The sequence below is a fragment of the Altererythrobacter sp. CAU 1644 genome (genome assembly GCF_029623755.1).
GTDB lineage: Bacteria > Pseudomonadota > Alphaproteobacteria > Sphingomonadales > Sphingomonadaceae > Erythrobacter > Erythrobacter arenosus.
Genome location: NZ_CP121106.1, coordinates 2,473,803 through 2,490,031 on the forward strand (window position 1 = coordinate 2,473,803; position 16,229 = coordinate 2,490,031).

Annotated in this window: 22 protein-coding genes and 1 tRNA gene; 14 read left to right on the forward strand and 9 right to left on the reverse strand. The window is 62.8% G+C overall.

Annotated elements, in window-relative coordinates:
• Positions 1 to 12 precede the first annotated feature (12 nt).
• From P7228_RS12270 to P7228_RS12295, 6 genes are all read left to right on the forward strand, one after another.
• On the forward strand, positions 13 to 402 hold the full coding sequence (locus P7228_RS12270) for a YdbL family probable chaperone protein (protein WP_278015528.1): 390 nt from the start codon (positions 13 to 15) through the stop codon (positions 400 to 402).
• Positions 403 to 578: 176 nt separating this feature from the next.
• The gene (locus P7228_RS12275; RefSeq protein ID WP_278015529.1) at positions 579 to 905 is read left to right on the forward strand and encodes an AtpZ/AtpI family protein; all 327 of its coding nucleotides are present in this window, start codon (positions 579 to 581) and stop codon (positions 903 to 905) included.
• A 46-nt stretch (positions 906 to 951) separates the two neighbouring features.
• Complete coding sequence (locus P7228_RS12280) at positions 952 to 1,740, forward strand: F0F1 ATP synthase subunit A (protein ID WP_488350062.1); 789 nt, start codon at positions 952 to 954, stop codon at positions 1,738 to 1,740.
• Between the two features lie 43 nt (positions 1,741 to 1,783).
• Positions 1,784 to 2,011 (forward strand): F0F1 ATP synthase subunit C, encoded by a 228-nt coding sequence (locus P7228_RS12285; RefSeq protein WP_011414432.1) that lies wholly within the window; start codon positions 1,784 to 1,786, stop codon positions 2,009 to 2,011.
• A gap of 82 nt (positions 2,012 to 2,093) precedes the next feature.
• On the forward strand, positions 2,094 to 2,588 hold the full coding sequence (locus P7228_RS12290) for a F0F1 ATP synthase subunit B family protein (protein ID WP_278015530.1): 495 nt from the start codon (positions 2,094 to 2,096) through the stop codon (positions 2,586 to 2,588).
• A complete protein-coding gene (locus P7228_RS12295; RefSeq protein ID WP_278015531.1) occupies positions 2,581 to 3,117 on the forward strand; it encodes a F0F1 ATP synthase subunit B family protein in 537 nt (178 codons plus the stop codon). The genes P7228_RS12290 and P7228_RS12295 overlap by 8 nt, the downstream gene beginning before the upstream one ends.
• Before the next feature lie 55 nt (positions 3,118 to 3,172).
• Here P7228_RS12295 and P7228_RS12300 read toward each other — a convergent pair whose 3' ends face one another.
• The 7 genes from P7228_RS12300 to aroA all read right to left on the reverse strand — a co-directional run bounded on the left by P7228_RS12300 (position 3,173) and on the right by aroA (position 9,889).
• Positions 3,173 to 4,147, reverse strand: coding sequence for an NADPH:quinone oxidoreductase family protein (locus P7228_RS12300; protein WP_278015532.1), 975 nt, complete (start codon positions 4,145 to 4,147; stop codon positions 3,173 to 3,175).
• Positions 4,148 to 4,151: 4 nt separating this feature from the next.
• A complete protein-coding gene (gene gloB, locus P7228_RS12305; protein ID WP_278015533.1) occupies positions 4,152 to 4,907 on the reverse strand; it encodes a hydroxyacylglutathione hydrolase in 756 nt (251 codons plus the stop codon).
• A gap of 138 nt (positions 4,908 to 5,045) precedes the next feature.
• Positions 5,046 to 6,752, reverse strand: coding sequence for a 30S ribosomal protein S1 (rpsA, locus tag P7228_RS12310; RefSeq protein ID WP_278015534.1), 1,707 nt, complete (start codon positions 6,750 to 6,752; stop codon positions 5,046 to 5,048).
• A 344-nt stretch (positions 6,753 to 7,096) separates the two neighbouring features.
• Entirely contained in the window at positions 7,097 to 7,717 is a 621-nt protein-coding gene (locus P7228_RS12315) for a DUF2238 domain-containing protein (protein ID WP_278015535.1), read from the reverse strand.
• On the reverse strand, positions 7,714 to 8,343 hold the full coding sequence (locus P7228_RS12320) for a (d)CMP kinase (RefSeq protein WP_278015536.1): 630 nt from the start codon (positions 8,341 to 8,343) through the stop codon (positions 7,714 to 7,716). The genes P7228_RS12315 and P7228_RS12320 overlap by 4 nt, the downstream gene beginning before the upstream one ends.
• Positions 8,340 to 8,597: a CBU_0592 family membrane protein gene (locus tag P7228_RS12325; protein WP_278015537.1), complete on the reverse strand. Its 258-nt coding sequence runs from the start codon at positions 8,595 to 8,597 to the stop codon at positions 8,340 to 8,342. Before P7228_RS12325 ends, P7228_RS12320 begins: the two co-directional genes overlap by 4 nt.
• Entirely contained in the window at positions 8,594 to 9,889 is a 1,296-nt protein-coding gene (gene aroA, locus P7228_RS12330) for a 3-phosphoshikimate 1-carboxyvinyltransferase (RefSeq protein ID WP_278015538.1), read from the reverse strand. The genes P7228_RS12325 and aroA overlap by 4 nt, the downstream gene beginning before the upstream one ends.
• A 198-nt stretch (positions 9,890 to 10,087) precedes the next feature.
• Between aroA and P7228_RS12335 the strand changes: the two genes are divergently transcribed.
• From P7228_RS12335 to P7228_RS12365, 7 genes are all read left to right on the forward strand, one after another.
• The gene (locus P7228_RS12335; RefSeq protein WP_278017764.1) at positions 10,088 to 10,417 is read left to right on the forward strand and encodes a TIGR02300 family protein; all 330 of its coding nucleotides are present in this window, start codon (positions 10,088 to 10,090) and stop codon (positions 10,415 to 10,417) included.
• Positions 10,418 to 10,508: 91 nt separating this feature from the next.
• Positions 10,509 to 10,584: transfer RNA gene (locus P7228_RS12340), tRNA-Ala, on the forward strand.
• A 119-nt stretch (positions 10,585 to 10,703) separates the two neighbouring features.
• Positions 10,704 to 12,185, forward strand: a complete 1,482-nt coding sequence (gene ffh, locus P7228_RS12345; RefSeq protein WP_278015539.1) for a signal recognition particle protein — start codon at positions 10,704 to 10,706, stop codon at positions 12,183 to 12,185.
• 33 nt (positions 12,186 to 12,218) lie between these two features.
• A complete protein-coding gene (rpsP, locus tag P7228_RS12350) occupies positions 12,219 to 12,779 on the forward strand; it encodes a 30S ribosomal protein S16 (RefSeq protein ID WP_278015540.1) in 561 nt (186 codons plus the stop codon).
• Positions 12,780 to 12,787: 8 nt separating this feature from the next.
• Positions 12,788 to 13,291, forward strand: a complete 504-nt coding sequence (gene rimM / locus P7228_RS12355; protein WP_278015541.1) for a ribosome maturation factor RimM — start codon at positions 12,788 to 12,790, stop codon at positions 13,289 to 13,291.
• A gap of 3 nt (positions 13,292 to 13,294) precedes the next feature.
• The gene (locus P7228_RS12360; RefSeq protein WP_278015542.1) at positions 13,295 to 13,624 is read left to right on the forward strand and encodes a hypothetical protein; all 330 of its coding nucleotides are present in this window, start codon (positions 13,295 to 13,297) and stop codon (positions 13,622 to 13,624) included.
• 4 nt (positions 13,625 to 13,628) lie between these two features.
• Entirely contained in the window at positions 13,629 to 13,907 is a 279-nt protein-coding gene (locus tag P7228_RS12365; protein WP_278015543.1) for a hypothetical protein, read from the forward strand.
• A 118-nt stretch (positions 13,908 to 14,025) separates the two neighbouring features.
• On the opposite strand, the gene P7228_RS12370 is transcribed toward P7228_RS12365, so the two are convergent.
• Complete coding sequence (locus P7228_RS12370; protein WP_278015544.1) at positions 14,026 to 14,238, reverse strand: hypothetical protein; 213 nt, start codon at positions 14,236 to 14,238, stop codon at positions 14,026 to 14,028.
• A gap of 103 nt (positions 14,239 to 14,341) precedes the next feature.
• On the opposite strand from P7228_RS12370, the gene P7228_RS12375 reads away from it, so the two are divergent.
• The gene (locus P7228_RS12375; protein ID WP_278015545.1) at positions 14,342 to 15,259 is read left to right on the forward strand and encodes a LysR substrate-binding domain-containing protein; all 918 of its coding nucleotides are present in this window, start codon (positions 14,342 to 14,344) and stop codon (positions 15,257 to 15,259) included.
• Here the strand turns inward: P7228_RS12375 and P7228_RS12380 are convergent.
• Positions 15,256 to 16,176: an NAD(P)/FAD-dependent oxidoreductase gene (locus tag P7228_RS12380; RefSeq protein ID WP_278015546.1), complete on the reverse strand. Its 921-nt coding sequence runs from the start codon at positions 16,174 to 16,176 to the stop codon at positions 15,256 to 15,258. The two genes, P7228_RS12375 and P7228_RS12380, sit on opposite strands and share 4 nt — an antisense overlap.
• Positions 16,177 to 16,229 lie beyond the last annotated feature (53 nt).

Below are 16,229 nucleotides of genomic sequence, written 5' to 3' on the forward strand. Positions count from 1 at the left end.
GGCGCTAAGACAATGACTTCGCTTCGCAAATTGGCCCTTGGTGGCGCACTTGCCGTGACTGCCATCGCCGGTATCGCCACTCCCGCGCTCGCCCAGCGCGACCCCGCTTATGATGCCGCCCGCAGCTCGGGAAAGGTCGGTGAGAAGATGGACGGCTACCTCGGGGTTGTCGGCACCGCTACCACAGACCTGCAGCGCCTGGTGGATGACATCAATATCAAGCGCCGCGCCGTTTATGCCGAGAAGGCGAGGGCGAATAACGCCACGCTCGAGGAGTACGCGCTCACCGCCGGCTGTCTCGCGATTGCGCGCACGGTTCCGGGCGAGAAGTACCAGGCACCCGATGGCAGCTGGCAGACCCGGACCAGCGCTGCACCGCAGCGCGATTCGCGTTGTCCGTAGGCGGGCCTCGTTACACCATCGCACGGCGCGCCCCGGACGAACTCCATCATTAGTATGATTTCGCCAGTTTGAGCCCCTCGGGCGGTTGACTTGGCTAGGCCCCCCTTCTAAGGGGGCGGCGCCCTCGGCGGGCACCTCTTGCCCGTGCCGTGCATTCCCAATCTTAGGAGGCTGGCATGAGCGACGAGAAACCCGCACGGGAACCCATCGCTGAGGATGCGCGGATCGACGCGCTCGAAGAGCGGCTAAAGGCCGCACGCGAGCGTGAAGAGCAGCGCAACCGACCGCAGGTTTCGGGCGCCGATGCGAACTATCGCAGCGGCAACCGGGTACTGGCGGATCTCCTCGGTGGGATTCTCGGTGGCGCTGTTATCGGCTGGTCGATCGACTATTTCGCCGGAACGTCGCCCTGGGGTCTGTTGGTGATGCTGTTCTTCGGAATCGTCGTCGCCTTCAGGAACATTATTCGTGCGGCGAACACTCGCCCCGACGATTCCGAATAGGGTCGTCCGGGGCGTGTTCATATAGAGTTTTAGGGACCTAGCGATCGTGGCAGCCGAAGAGGGCAAAGTCGATCCGATGCATCAATTCACCATCGAGCCGTTGTTCGGCTCGCAGGGGTGGGAAGTTGCCGGACTCAACATCGCATTCACCAACTCCGCGCTGTGGATGTTGATCACCACCGTGATCCTGTGGATCTTCGTCGCGGGCGGCATGAAGCGTGAGCTCGTGCCAGGCCGCTGGCAGATGATGGTGGAGACCTTCACCGGCTTCATCGACGATATGCTGGAAGCGAACATCGGCAAGGAAGGGCGAAAATACGTGCCTTATATCTTCAGCCTTTTCATGTTCATCCTGTTCGCCAACCTGCTCGGCCTGTTGCCGTTGGGCGTGGTCGGGCTGCACCCGTTCACCTTCACGAGCCACTTCACCGTCACCGGTGTCCTGGCCATCATCAGCTTCTCGATCGTCCTGATCGTCGGCTTCTGGAAGCACGGCTTCCATTTCTTCAGCCTGTTCGTGCCGCACGGCACGCCGCTGCCGATGATCCCGATTATCTTTCCGATCGAGCTGATCTCCTTCCTGGTCCGGCCCTTCAGCCTCGCGCTGCGACTGTTCGTCGCGATGATGGCCGGGCACGTCCTGCTCAAGGTGCTGTCGAGCTTCGTGATCGGCGGTATCAACGCGGGCGCCGGTTTTGCCGCCCTGGTTAGCATTCCCAGCTTTGCCCTCATGATCGGCATCAGCGCGCTGGAAATCCTGGTCGCCGGCATCCAGGCATATGTTTTCGCTCTCCTGACGTCGCTCTACATCAACGACGCAGAGAACCTTCACTAAGTTTCGTCCTTCACTACAGTTTCTACCTAAAGGAGTTTTTCAAATGGACGCAGAAGCAGCCAAGCTCGTTGGTGCTGGCCTCGCAGCAATCGGTGCCGGCATGGCCGCCATCGGCGTGGGTAACGTTTTCGGCTCGTTCCTCGAGTCGGCTCTCCGTAACCCGGGTGCAGCAGACGGCCAGCAGGGCCGCCTGTTCATCGGCTTCGCCGCAGCCGAACTTCTCGGCCTGCTGGCCTTCGTCGTCGCGATGATCCTGATCTTCGTCGCCTGACGATTTCGTGATTTTGTGGGGTCGGTCGCACTGCGGCCGGCCGCATGATCTATCCTGACGATCCTGATTTCGGACCGGACGCATGCCTCAGATTGCCCAGCTATTGGACACATGGTCGAGCCAGGTTTTCTGGCTGCTGGTGTTCTTCGGCGTTACCTTCTTCATCATCGGGCGCGGAATGGTGCCCAAGGTGATGGACACCGTCGCCCTGCGCGACAAGCAGATCGCCGATGACCTTGCCGCAGCGCAGGCCGCTCGCGATCATGCCGACGAACAGGAAGAGGCGTGGCGCAAACGCGAGAACGAAAATCGCGCCCAGGCCCAGGCCGTGATCGCTGAAGCCAAGGCGGAAGCGGCGGCCAAGTCCGAAAAGAAGATCGCTGCCGCGCAGAAGCGCCTCGATGCCAAGCTGGCCGAGGCGGAAGAGCGCATTGCCGAAGCGCGCAGCGCGGCGATGGGTGAAGTCGAGGCAGTCGCTGCTGAAGCGACGCAGGACATCGTAGCCCGGCTCGCCGGTGCGGATGTCGATGCCGCGGCCGCCCAGGCTGCCGTGAAGGAGGCAATGGCCCATGGCTGACGTTCTCTCGCTCCTCGCTGGCGCTGCCGAAGCGGCAGGCCACAGCGATCCGACCGCATTCGGCCTCGAACCCTATCAGTGGGTTTCGGTGTCGATGGTGGTGCTGATTGCCGTCTTCGTGTGGAAGAAGGTGCCCGGCCTCATCACCGGTGGTCTCGACAACAAGATCGCGGCGATCAAGCAGCAGCTTGACGAGGCCAAGGAATTGCGCGCCGAGGCCGAGAAGCTGCGCGACGAATATGCGGCCAAGATCGCCAATGCCGAGAAAGACGCCGAGGCGATGGTCGAAGGCGCCCAGCGCGAAGCCGACGCGATCCTCGACAAGGCTGAAGCCGACAGCAAGGCGATGGTCGAACGGCGCAAGAAGATGGCCGAAGACAAGATCGCCGCTGCCGAACGCGAAGCGGTTGACGACGTCCGCAGCAAGGCGGCCAAGGCGGCCACTGCTGCAGCACGCAAGCTGATTGCCGAACGGCACGACGAGGATTCCGACCGCAAGCTGGCCGACGAAGTCATCTCTTCGATCTGATCGGACGATTTCAAATAGCATCAAGAGGGCGGCCAATTGGTCGCCCTTTTCGATTCTAGGGTTCCAGAATTACCTTTCCGATCAATTCGCCCTCCGCCATCGCATCGAACGCCTCTCGCCAGCGCTCGAGCGGCAGGGTGCGGTCGATGTGAGGCGTGATGGCGCCGCTCACCGCCAGTCGGGTAACTTCCTCGGCAATACGCCGACCACGCTCGGGGAAGCGGCGGGCATATTCTCCGGCACGGACGCCAACGACCGAGAACCCCTTGATCAGCGGGATGTTCACCGCGATCTCGGGGATGCGTCCGGCTACGAAGCCGATCACCAGCAACTTGCCGCCAAACGTCACGCAGCGCGTGCTTTCGTCGAAGACGTCACCACCGACGGGATCGAACACGAGGTCGCATAACCTGCCATCGGTGAGCGCGATCACTTCTTCGCGGAACCGACCGTGGTTGAGGATCACGTGATCGGTGCGGGCAGCAGCGGCGATGGCGCCGATCTTGTCTTCACGGTGGGTGGCCGCGATCACGGTTGCTCCAAGCGCCTTGGCGAGATCGCAGGCTGCAAGCCCGACGCCGCCGCTGGCGCCATGAACCAGCACCGTCTGTCCCGCTTCGAGCCCGCCCAGTTCGACCAGCGCGGTGTAGGCGGTCGAGTAGGCGGCGCCCATCGCTGCAGCTTCGGCAAAGCCAATTCCCTCCGGGATCTTGCGCAGCGTCTGCGCCGGAACGCTGGCATATTCGGCAAATCCGCCGGTCTTCGCGCCGCCCATGACGCGGTCGCCCGCTTCGAACCCTGTCTCGGGACCCGCCTCGACCACTTCCCCGGCCATCTCCATGCCGAGCGTGAAGGGTAGCCCCGGTTTGAACTGGTACTTGCCCTGCGTCATCAGCAGGTCCGGGAAATTGAGCGAAGCGGCGCGAATCCGCACCAGAACTTCGCCCTTTCCACGCGTGGGTGCGTCCAGATCGGTCAGTGCGACGCCCGACAGGTCGCCGCTCAGTCTCTCGACCCGCAGGGCCTTCATCGAACTAGAAGTTATCCTTGCCCGCGCGCAGGGCAGCAAAGGTCTCTGCCGGGCTGCTTCCACCCCAGCGTTCGCGCAATTCGGGGCTGTCGGCGCGCAGGAAGGGATTGGTTTCCAGTTCTCGCGCAAGTCCCATCGGCACGGTCGGCTCGCCGCGTGACCGCTTGTTGGCGATCTCCTCGGCATAGTGATGCAGTGCCTCGTTCTCGGGATCGGCATGCAGTGCGAAGGCGGCGTTCGACTGGGTGTATTCGTGCGCGCAGTACAGCGTCGTCTCGGGGGGAAGGGCCCTGATGCGCTCGAGGCTGGCCCAGAACTGGTCGGGATCGCCTTCGAACATCCTGCCGCAGCCCAAGGCGAAAACGCTATCGCCGACGAAGGCGATGCCGGCTTCGGGCAAGTGGTAGGCGATGTGGCCGTGGGTGTGCCCGCCCACGTCGATGACGGTGGCCGAGAACGCACCCAGTGCAACCGTGTCTCCGTGTTCGATCACGCGATCGATCGGGGTCAGCCGCTCCACTTCGCGCGGGGCCACGACGATTGCACCGCTCGCAGCGACGATGTCCTTGTTTCCGCCAGCGTGGTCGGGATGCCAATGGGTGTTCCAGATCTGGGTGATCGTCCACCCCTTGGCTTCTGCCTGGCGCAGGTATTCCTTGCCGTCGGGGGTGTCGATTGCCGCAGTTTCACCGCTGTCAGGATCATGCAGCAGGTATCCGTAGTTGTCGGACAGGCACGGGAACTGGTGAACTTCGAGCATGGTGTTTCCTTGCTGTCCTATCGCTTGGCTGCTTGACGACCCATCCTAGCACGTGCCCGAATGTAGGAAAGGCCCGCCACTCGTGGTGAGCGACGGGCCTTCCCCAGTCCCGTACGTACGGGAAACTGTTTGAACGACTTAGTCGTCCTTCTTCTTGAGCGCTTCGCCGAGGATGTCGCCGAGCGATGCACCCGAGTCGGACGAACCGAACTGTGCCACGGCTTCCTTTTCTTCGGCGATCTGGCGTGCCTTGATCGAGAAGGTCGGCTTCTTCGAACGATCGAAGCCAGTGACCATCGCATCGACCTTGCTGCCGGCCTGGAAGCGGTCGGGACGCTGTTCGTCGCGGTCGCGGCCGAGGTCCGAACGCTTGATGAAGCCGGTCGCGCCGTCGTCGCCAACCTGTACCTCGAGGCCGCCATCGCGGACTTCGAGAACGGTGACGGTGACGGTCGAGCCCTTGCGCAGTGCGCTGGTGTCCGCGCCTTCTGCGGTCGGCGCGCCCTTTTCGAGCTGCTTCATGCCGAGGCTGATGCGTTCCTTGTCGACGTCAACATCGAGAACGACGGCCTTGACCTGCTCACCCTTGCGGTGGAGGGCGAGGGCGTCTTCACCCGAGATGCCCCAGGCGATGTCCGACATGTGAACCATGCCGTCGACGTCGCCATCGAGGCCGATGAACAGGCCGAATTCGGTGGCGTTCTTGACTTCGCCTTCGACTTCGCTGCCCACCGGATGCTTCTCGGCGAACTCTTCCCACGGATTGCGCTGGGCCTGCTTGAGGCCGAGCGAAATGCGGCGCTTTTCGCTGTCGACTTCGAGCACCATCACTTCGACTTCCTGCGAGGTCGAAACGATCTTGCCCGGGTGGACGTTCTTCTTGGTCCAGCTCATTTCCGAAACGTGGACCAGGCCTTCGATGCCCGCCTCAAGCTCGACGAACGCGCCGTATTCGGTGATGTTGGTCACCGTACCACTCAGCTTGGCGCCGATCGGGTACTTGGCAGCAACGCCATCCCACGGATCCGATTCGAGCTGCTTCATGCCGAGGCTGATGCGCTGCGTGTCTTCGTTGATGCGAATGATCTGGACGGTCACGGTCTGGCCGATCTCGATCACTTCGCTCGGGTGGTTGACGCGCTTGTAGCTCATGTCGGTGACGTGGAGCAGGCCGTCGATACCGCCGAGGTCGACGAAGGCACCGTAGTCGGTGATGTTCTTGACCACACCATCGGTGACCTGGCCTTCGGCCAGCTTGTCGATCAGTTCGCTGCGCTGTTCGGCGCGGGTTTCTTCAAGCACGGCGCGGCGCGAAACGACGATGTTGCCGCGGCGGCGATCCATCTTGAGGATCTGGAACGGCTGCGGCACGTCCATCAGCGGAGTGACGTCGCGCACGGGGCGGATATCGACCTGCGAGCCGGGCAGGAAGGCCACGGCGCCGTCGAGGTCGACGGTGAAGCCGCCCTTGACGCGGCCGAAGATGCGGCCTTCGACGCGCTTGCCTTCGCCGAATTCGCTTTCCAGCTTGTCCCACGCGGCTTCGCGGCGGGCGCGGTCGCGGGACAGCATGGCTTCGCCGTCAGCGTTTTCGACGCGGTCGACATAGACCTCGACTTCGCTGCCGACGCTCAGGCCGTGCTCGTCTTCGCCGCGGGAGAATTCCTTGAGGGAGATGCGGCCTTCGCTCTTGAGGCCGACGTCGATCACGGCCATGCCGTTCTCGATTGCGGTAACGGTACCCTTTACAACGCGGCCTTCGAAGCCTTCGTCGCCAGCACCACCGAGTTGTTCATTGAGAAGCGCTTCGAAATCGTCGCGCGTAGGATTGGCAGAAGTTGCCATAGGATTCAGTTTCCTGTCTTCGTTTTGCTACCGGCCACCGGTTTTTCCGGGGTCTTTCTCCGTCTCCGAGCACCATTGCTCGGTCAAACGGGGCAAGAGGCCGACATCTCCGTGGGGCCGAATGCCGCCGCGAAGGTCCTTTCAATCGGAAGATTGCGAGAACGGCCGCGCGCCTAGGGGAATAGCCGGTGAAATGCAAGCAAATTGCACCCTGCGCCGCTGCCCGAAATCCTACGCGATGGAACACATGGAACACTGTCCTGTACCTCGAATCCCGGCAAGCGATGGAGGCATCTTTCGCTCATCTGGAGAATGCCAGCGCGGATCGCTGTAGGACAGGGCGGTCAGGCGGGTAGGGCGTCGAGCTGGCGGTTGTGCAGCCCTGTCAGCGCCAGGAGAGCGCTGGCCGCGCCGATCAGGCACATCAGCATGTCCCATTGGGTATCCCACTGGTCGCCCTGCGTCCCGAGAAACTCCTCGGCACCCTGGCCGAGCGCCATCGCCGCGCCGAACTCGATCAGTTCGTACGTCGCGCTGACCGCGAGGCAGCAGGCGAGCAGGATGACCGTCAGCAGCCAGCCCCGCTTCATTCCGCCAAGCCTGATCAGCAGTTCGCGCAGGACGATCGCAGGGACGAAGCCCTGGATGAAATGGCCGAAGCGGTCATAGGGGTTGCGCGCGAGCTCGAGCCAGTCCTGCACGGCGAAACCGATCGGCACGCGGGCGTAGGTATATGCTCCGCCTAAAATCAGGACGAGGCCGTGGAAACCGATCAGGGCGAGGGCCAGCGTGGTCAGCGGGAAGCGCTGGGCGCTCCACCACAGGATCGGGAGGGCGATCAGCACCGGGGCGACCTCCATCCACCAGGTGGCGCGATCGTATGGCGCCCAGCCTGACCAGACCAGCGCGACGAGCCACACAGCAGTGAGAACAGCCAGCCTGCCGCGATGATCCGCCAAGCTCATGGTTGCCGTGCCAGAGCCTTTTCGACCGCCTCGATTGCGGCGGCGATGGACCGATCCTTGTCGAGACTGGTCGTGTCGAGAATATAGGCGTCGGGGGCGGCCTTGAGCGGTGCATCCTTGCGATTGATATCGCGCTCGTCGCGGCGAATGACGTCTTCCTCGATCTCCATCAGTGGGATATCGATCTCGCGCCCGGTCATCTCGAGCCAGCGACGCATGGCGCGCGCCTCGACGCTGGCGGTGACGAACAGCTTCACCTCGGCTTCGGGCGCAATCACCGTGCCGATATCGCGTCCGTCGAGCACCGCGCCACCGGGTTGTTCGGCAAAGGCGCGTTGCCGCTCGAACAGCGCGCGGCGAACCTCGGGGTGGACGGAGACGCGGCTGGCGAGGCCGCCGGTTTCCTCACTGCGCAGGATCGGATCGTGCAGCAGTTCATCGGGAAAATCGGTGGCAGCGAGGGCGTCCGACGGATTGTCGGGGTCGCCTTCGTTCAATTGCACCTGCCGCCCGACCGCCCGGTAGAGCAGGCCGGTATCGAGATGGGGCAGGCCGAAATGCGCGGCAATGGCCTTGGCGATGGTGCCTTTCCCAGAGGCGGTCGGTCCGTCGACGGCGATGATCATCGCGCGGCTTTGCGCGAGCGCAGCGCCTTCCACAAGCCCCAGATGGCGATTGCCGCCCAGAAGCCTTCGAGCACCAGGCTCGGCCAGTTGGTATGGACCACCAATGACACGGTGAGCAGCGCCGCCCCAGCGAGATTGGTGCCGTGGAGGATGAACGGGTTCGGATCATCCTTCCACGTGAGATAGAAATAGGCACCGATGATGCAGGCCATGCCGATGAAGCCGATCAGCGTGTAGATGTCGAGGTCGATCACGCCGCCGCCTCGTCGAGCAGCGCCATGAAATTGGGGAAGCTGGTTGCGATAGGCGACGTGTCGTCGATCTCCACCCCGTCGCGCGCGGCGAGGCCCGCGACTGCCATGCTCATGGCGATCCGGTGATCGAGATGGGTGGCAATAGGTTGGTCGCCAGTGCCGGCAAGCGGCTCGCCACCCGACCCGTAAATGGTAAGCCCGTCCTCGTGCTCCTCAACGCGCGCACCCGCGAGCGCCAGGGCGGTCGCCATTGCCGACAGTCGGTCGCTTTCCTTGACCCGCAATTCGTCGAGGCCGCTGGTGGTGGTGGTGCCAGACGCCTGCGATGCCGCGACAAACAACACCGGAAATTCGTCGATCATGCTCGGTGCGACGGCCGGGTCGACATCGATCCCGGTCAGCTTTGAGTAGCGCACACGCAGGTCCGCGACCGGTTCACCCCCGATCTCGCGCCGGTCGAGTTCCTCGATACTTCCGCCCATGTCGCGCAGCACGCCGATAAGTCCCGCGCGGGTCGGATTGAGGCCGACATTCTCGACCATGAGGTCGCTGCCTTCTGTGATGAGCGCCGCGACGATAAAGAAGGCGGCTGACGAGGGATCGCCTGGAACCTCCACCTGCTGCGGCGAGAGGTCAGCCTCGCCGTAGATGCGGATGATGCGTTCACCATCCACCTCCTCGACCTCGAGCTCCGCGCCGAAACCACGCAGCATGCGCTCGGAGTGGTCGCGGGTCGGCACCGGCTCGATCACCGTGGTGATGCCTGCGGTGTTGAGCCCGGCGAGCAGCACTGCGCTCTTGACCTGTGCGCTCGCCACGGGGAGGCGATAGGTGATCGGCACGCCCGGCGATGCGCCCCGCATGGTCAGCGGCAGCGTTCCGCCCTCGCTCGCTTCGAAACTTGCGCCCATCTGCGACAGCGGTTCGATCACGCGGCCCATCGGGCGCTTGGAGAGGCTGGCATCGCCGGTGAAGGTCGCGGTGATATCGTGGCCCGCAATCAGGCCCATCAGCAGGCGCGTGGAAGTGCCGCTATTGCCCATCTCGAGCGGGCTTTCCGGCTGGAGCAATCCGCCCACACCGACACCGTGGATGCGCCATTCTCCGCCGATCTTCTCGATCTGCGCACCCATCTTGCGCATCGCTTCGGCGGTCGCCATCACGTCTTCGCCTTCGAGCAGGCCGGTAACGCGCGTCTCGCCCACCGCCAGCGCGCCGAACATGATCGAACGGTGGCTGATCGACTTGTCGCCGGGAACGCGCAGCCTGCCGGTCAGAGGGCCGCGGGGCATGAAACGATGGGCTGGCAAGGGTGATCCGTGGGGCTGAATATCGATGAGAAAGGCGCGCGGCTTTTGACAGGGGCATGCCCCTATGGCAAGGCGCGCCGCGCTCTTGATTCGGGGCCTTTTGCTACCCATCAAGATAGAAGAATTTTTCGCGCGGCCCGTCACGGCATCCACGGGCCCGATCAAAGGATTATTGAAAACATGGCCAAGCCAGAATGGGGAACCAAGCGCAGCTGTCCGAAATGCGGCGAGCGCTTCTACGACCTCGGTAAGGAAGATCCCGTCACTTGCATCGAGTGCGGCGAGGAGTGGCACCCCGAGCCGGTGCTGAAAACCAAGCAGCCGATTCCGTTCGAGGAAGAAGAGAAGAAGAAAGACAAGGAAGCGGACGCAGATCTCAGCGGCGACGATGATGATCTGGACATCGACATCGACGAAGATGACGATTCGCCCGACAATGAAGTCGATCTTGGCGGCGACGACGATCTGGGCGTCGATACCGGCAAGGGCGACGACGACGACGACAGCTAATTTAGCTGTTGCAAAGGGGAGGCGTGCTTTATAAAGGGCGCTTCCCGCAAGGGTGCGGCGCTATTGCTGCGCTGCAACATATCGAGTGCTCGGGGCCTTAGCTCAGCTGGGAGAGCGCTACAATGGCATTGTAGAGGTCAGCGGTTCGATCCCGCTAGGCTCCACCACTCGAAACTGACAAGTCGGATTTCCTCGAGGGATTCGCACGCTGGCCGACGAGTTCTCGTCCGCCGGCGTTTTTCGCATTTCACGGGTTCTCGTAGCCCGAAAAGGAGTTTGAACACGCATGTTTGACAGCCTGTCAGATCGCCTCGGCAGCGTGTTCGATCGCCTGCGCGGACGCGGCGCACTGTCCGAACAGGATGTGCGCGACGCGATGCGCGAGGTGCGTGTGGCGCTCCTCGAAGCTGACGTCGCATTGCCGGTTGCCCGCCGGTTCATCGATGCCGTCACCGAGAAGGCGATCGGCCAGGACGTGCTGCGTTCGGTTACGCCGGGCCAGCAGGTGGTCAAGATCGTCAACGACGAACTGGTCGACATGCTTGGCGGGGTTGAAACGCCCAGCCTTAATCTCGAGGCCCGCCCGCCAGTCGTGATCATGATGGTCGGCCTGCAGGGCTCGGGTAAGACGACCACGACGGCCAAGCTCGGCAAGCTGCTCAAGGAAAAGCACGGCAAGAAGGCGCTGATGGCGTCGCTCGACGTCAATCGCCCCGCGGCGCAGGAACAGCTCGCCATCCTCGGTACGCAGGTCGAAGTGGCGACCCTGCCGATCGTGCAGGGCCAGCAGCCGGTCGATATCGCGCGGCGCGCGATGGAATCGGCCAAGCTGCAGAACGTTGACGTCCTGCTCCTCGACACCGCAGGCCGCCTGCATGTCGATGAAGCGCTGATGGCCGAGATGAAGGCCGTGGCTGGCGTTTCCGCGCCGACCGAGGTCCTGCTGGTGGTCGACAGCCTGACCGGCCAGGACGCTGTCAACGTCGCGCAGAGCTTCAGCGGCGAAGTGCCGCTCACCGGCGTGATCCTAACCCGTATGGACGGTGATGCGCGCGGTGGTGCGGCGCTGTCGATGCGCCATGTCACAGGCAAGCCGATCAAGTTTGCCGGTACGGGCGAAAAGCTCGACGCGATCGAGGTGTTCGATCCCAAGCGCGTCGCGGGCCGGATCCTCGGCATGGGCGATGTCGTCTCGCTGGTCGAAAAGGCCGCCGAGACGATCAAGCACGAAGACGCCGAGGCGCTCGCCAAGCGCATGGCCAAGGGTCAATTCGATCTCAACGACCTGCGCACCCAGCTGCAGCAGATGCAGAGCATGGGCGGCATCGGCATGCTCGCGGGCATGCTGCCGGGAATGAAGAAGGCCAAGCAGGCGATGCAGGCCAGTGGCATGGATGACAAGGTTCTGGTCCACATGGATGCGATCATCGGCTCGATGACGCCCAAGGAACGCGCCAATCCCGCCCTGATGAACGCCAAGCGCAAGAAGCGCGTAGCGGCCGGATCGGGAACCGAGGTGCAGGAAGTCAACAAGGTGCTGAAGATGCACCAGGAGATGTCCCGCGCCATGAAACAGATCAAGAAGATGGGCGGGCTCAAGGGGCTCGGCGCACTGTTCGGCAAGGGTGGCATGGGTGCCGCCATGCCTGGTCTTGGTGGCCCGGGCGGAATGCCTGGCGGCATGCCGGGACTGGGCGGGGGGCAAGGCCCCTCGGTCGATCCGGATACGCTCACGCCCGATCTGCGCGATTTATTGAACAAGAAGTGATTTCAGAAGTTTACATTCGAAAGGTAAGTTGAAATGGCAGTTGCAATTCGTCTCTCGCGCGGTGGCGCGAAAAAGCGTCCCTACTACCGCATCGTCGTAGCCGACGTGCGCAGCCCGCGCGACGGCAAGTATCTCGAGCAGATCGGTATCTACAACCCGATGCTGCCCAAGGACGACGCCGGTCGCGTCAAGCTCGACGAAGATCGTGCGCGTCACTGGCTGTCGGTCGGCGCCAAGCCGTCGGACCGCGTTCACCGCTTCCTCGACGCAGCCGGCATCCTCGAACGCGCTGCGCGCAACAACCCGAAGAAGGGTGAACCGGGCGAAGCTGCCAAGGAACGCGCCGAAGAGAAGGCCGCCAAGGCTGCCGAAGCCGAGGAAGCTGCCAAGGAAGCTGCTGAAGCTCCGGCCGAGGAAGAAGCTGTAGTAGAAGAAGCGGCGACTGAAGAAGTTGCCGCTGAAGAAGCGCCGGCTGAAGAAGCTGCTGCCGAAGAGGTTCCCGCTGAAGAAGCTGCCGCCGAGGAAGCACCGGCCGAAGAAGCTGCTGCTGAAGAAGCACCGGCTGAAGAAGCAGCCGAAGAAAAGGCCGAGTAATCCCGGCCATGTCGGACAAGCCCGTTACGCTGGCCGCCGTCACCGGTGCGCATGGTGTGACGGGCGAGGTCCGGCTCAAGCTCCTGGGCGAGGGGATCGATACCCTGTCGCAGCACAAGAGCTTCAATGAGGGCGCGCTGACCCTCACTAAAATCCGCAGCGACAACAAGGGCGGTGCCATCGCGCGCTTTGCCGAGGTAAAGGATCGCACTTCGGCCGAGCAGCTGCGCGGCACCGCCCTTTCTGTTTCGCGCGATGCTCTCCCGGCCCTTGAAGATGGCGAATACTACCATGCCGACCTGGTCGGGCTCGCCGTCGTCACGGACGCAGGCGACACCGTTGGCAGCGTCATTGCAGTGCAGAATTTCGGCGCGACGGACATCGTCGAGATCGAACTCGACCCGCTACCCGCCAAAGGCCCGAAGACGTTCATGGTCCCGATGATCGAGGCGGCAGTGCTTGAATGGGATGGCGTGCGGATGGTCATCTCCGCAGATTTCAAGGATGATTAGTGGATGGTCGGGGACATTGCCGTCGGAATTGGGTTTTCAGTCATTTGGTTCGCAACTGCTTCGCTCGCAGCTGCCATGTTGACCATCCTGTTTGGCTCGAAAGCAGCCAAGTCATCCCGGATTACCAATGCTACGGTACTCTCGGCCTTATTCACCGCAGCTTCGCTCATCGCGATTACCGTTGGGACGGGTGAGACGATTGAGGCCGAATTGATTCTTGGGATCGCTCTGATCACGGCGCTTGGTGCGCTTCTAGTCGCGTGGCCGATCACCTTCCTCGTTTTCAGGCGATACGATCGTATTAGCGATCACGCATATTCCGTCTTCGAATAGACCGATGTACTTCATCGGAGCCTTGATCATTGCCGGCCTCACTGCAGGCTTTGCGACCTCCGTGGCGCTGTTCATTCGCAGGGTCTGGCCCAATGTTTCGCTGAAACGCAGGCGGTGGATCGCGCCGATCGTTGGCGCCGTAATGGCGATGAGTCCGGCCTTCGTCAGCGCCGCGAAGGAAGGCGCGGGACCGGTGTTATCCGTTCTTCTCCTGTCCGGAGTGCTGGCCCTCTTGGCGGGCTATCCCGCGGTGCGGTTCTTTGATTCGCCACCCAGGAACTAAAGGACCCCGCGCAAGAGGGGTTGCGCGAGGTCCTTCGTGGTGCCGGAGGTCGGTTCAGCCGCCTGGGAAAGGACATTGATTGGCTGAGCGTTCCGGCCGGCTTCGCCAGATCGTCAGCCTAGAGCAGAACCACGTGGCCCGCGCTCTGCGCCTCGACTGCTGGAACGGCGAAATATCCCGCCATCACCACCACCGACAGCGTTACCGCCACAACCGCCGATACAATTCGCCTGGCAAGCCCGCGGCGTTCCTCGGCACGCTGGTCTTCCGATCCGCGGAACAGGTCTTCATTAGACTGGCCGCCTGCGCAGCAAAGATCTCGTTCTCTCATCTCGAATTCCTTTCGCTCCTGATGCGAGGAGGATCGCGAAAAGGCCGAGTCGACGCCAACAAAAGGATTGCCTGAAGCTATAAGGTGGCCTTATCATCTACCCGTGAAGCTTCCACCTCTCCCCGCGCTGCGCGCATTCGAGGCCGCCGGACGGCTTGAGCATTTCTCGCGCGCGGCGGAAGAACTTGCGATGACGCAGGCCGCTGTGAGCTATCAGATCCGCCAGCTCGAGGACTTCCTGGGCGAGAAGTTGTTCGAGCGCGAGCGAGGCAGGGTACGGCTGAGTGCGACGGGGCAGCGGCTGCATCGACCCATTAGCGAAGCTTTTGGTGCCATGCGCAGCGCCTTTGCCGATCTGGAGCAGGAACGAAGCGCGATCCTGTCGCTGAGCGGACCGGTGTCATTCGGCGCGACCTGGCTGTCGGGTTCGATCGGCAGGTTTCAACTGCTCTATCCCGATCTTGCGCTGCGGCTCTCGCTTACCAACGATGTGGTTGACCTTTCGGGAGGGGACTTCGACCTCGCTATCCGCATGGGGAAGGGCAATTGGGAGGGACTGCGCGAGCATTTCCTCTTCCGGCTCTACGTTACCCCGATGTGCTCGCCCGAGTTCGCCGAGAGCCACCGCCTCGAGACGTCGCAGGACCTGCTCAAGGTGGAACGCATCAGTCCGCACGATTTCATGTGGAGCGACTACTTCGCGAGCGCAGGCATTGGTGAGAAGCCGAGCGAGATGCGCGGCATCGCGCTTGAGAACCAGTCACAGGAGGCGAGCGCCGCCAAATCGGGCTTTGGCGTGGCGCTGCTCACCCCGCTGCTTTGGCGGGAGGAAATCGACAATGGCAGTCTGGTCTGCCCGATCGATCACATCCATTATTCCGATATCTGTCACTTCGTCGTCTATCCCGAACGACGGGTTGGCATCCGCAAGATCGAACGCTTTCGCGAATGGATCTCGGCCGAGATTGCGCGCGCTGAGCTTGGCATTCCGCCGGCAGCCTTTGAGCGTCCGGTCAACTAGCGCCTGAGCGGGGTCTGCGCCGCGAGGTGGTTGCGGATCGTGGTGGCAGCAATGCCCGCCTGGCCCATCGCCGCGCTGATCTGGTCGAGCCCGACCACGACGTCGCCAGCCGCGAACAGCCCGGGCACGCTGGTTTCGTAGTGGTCATCGACCACGATGCAGTCGCCCTCGCTGACCTTGGCGCCGCAAGAGACGGCCAGGCCAGAACGCACCACCGATCCAAGCGCGGGATAGATGCTGTCGAACGCCATGCGGCCTTCCGCCGTGTCGAAGGCAATCTGGCCGTTCTCGATGGCAAAGCCGCCGCAGGGGCCCGCGACCCGCGCGATACCGGCGGCATCGAGCTCGGCCGAGCATGTATCCGACAGATCGTGGTCACCGTCCGGCGAGACCAGCGTCAGATCGGCGGTGTAGGTGCGGATGAACTGCGCTTCCGCCGTGCCGTGATCAGCGGTGCCGATCACCGCAACCTTCTTGTCGGTCACCTCGTAGCCATCGCACACCGGGCAATAGCGGATCAGCCCGCGCGACATGGCCTCGTCGTGGAGTTGCTCTCCGATACCTTCGGGGCGGTTGTTGACGACGCCAGTAGCGAGCAGGACGGTGCGGGCGCGAAAGGTCTCGTCATCGCATGTTACGACGAATGTCTCGCCTTCTTTCGTGAGATCCGTCACCCGCTTGGGCTCGCGCATGGCGCCGTATTTGGCGGCCTGATCGCGCATCCGTTCGAGCAATTCATTGCCATTGATCCCGTCGGGAAAACCGGCGTGATTGTGGCTGGTCGGGATCCAGCTGGCGCGGCTGGTGCCGCAATCGAACAGGCGAATGCTGAGGTAGTATCGCGCGAGATAGATGGCTGCGGTCAGCCCGGCCGGCCCCGCGCCCACGATGATACAGTCGTCGATCTTCCCATCCATTGCAGGCTCAATGCAGCAATCGCGTATTGGCTCCGAGAAATCGCTTTACATAA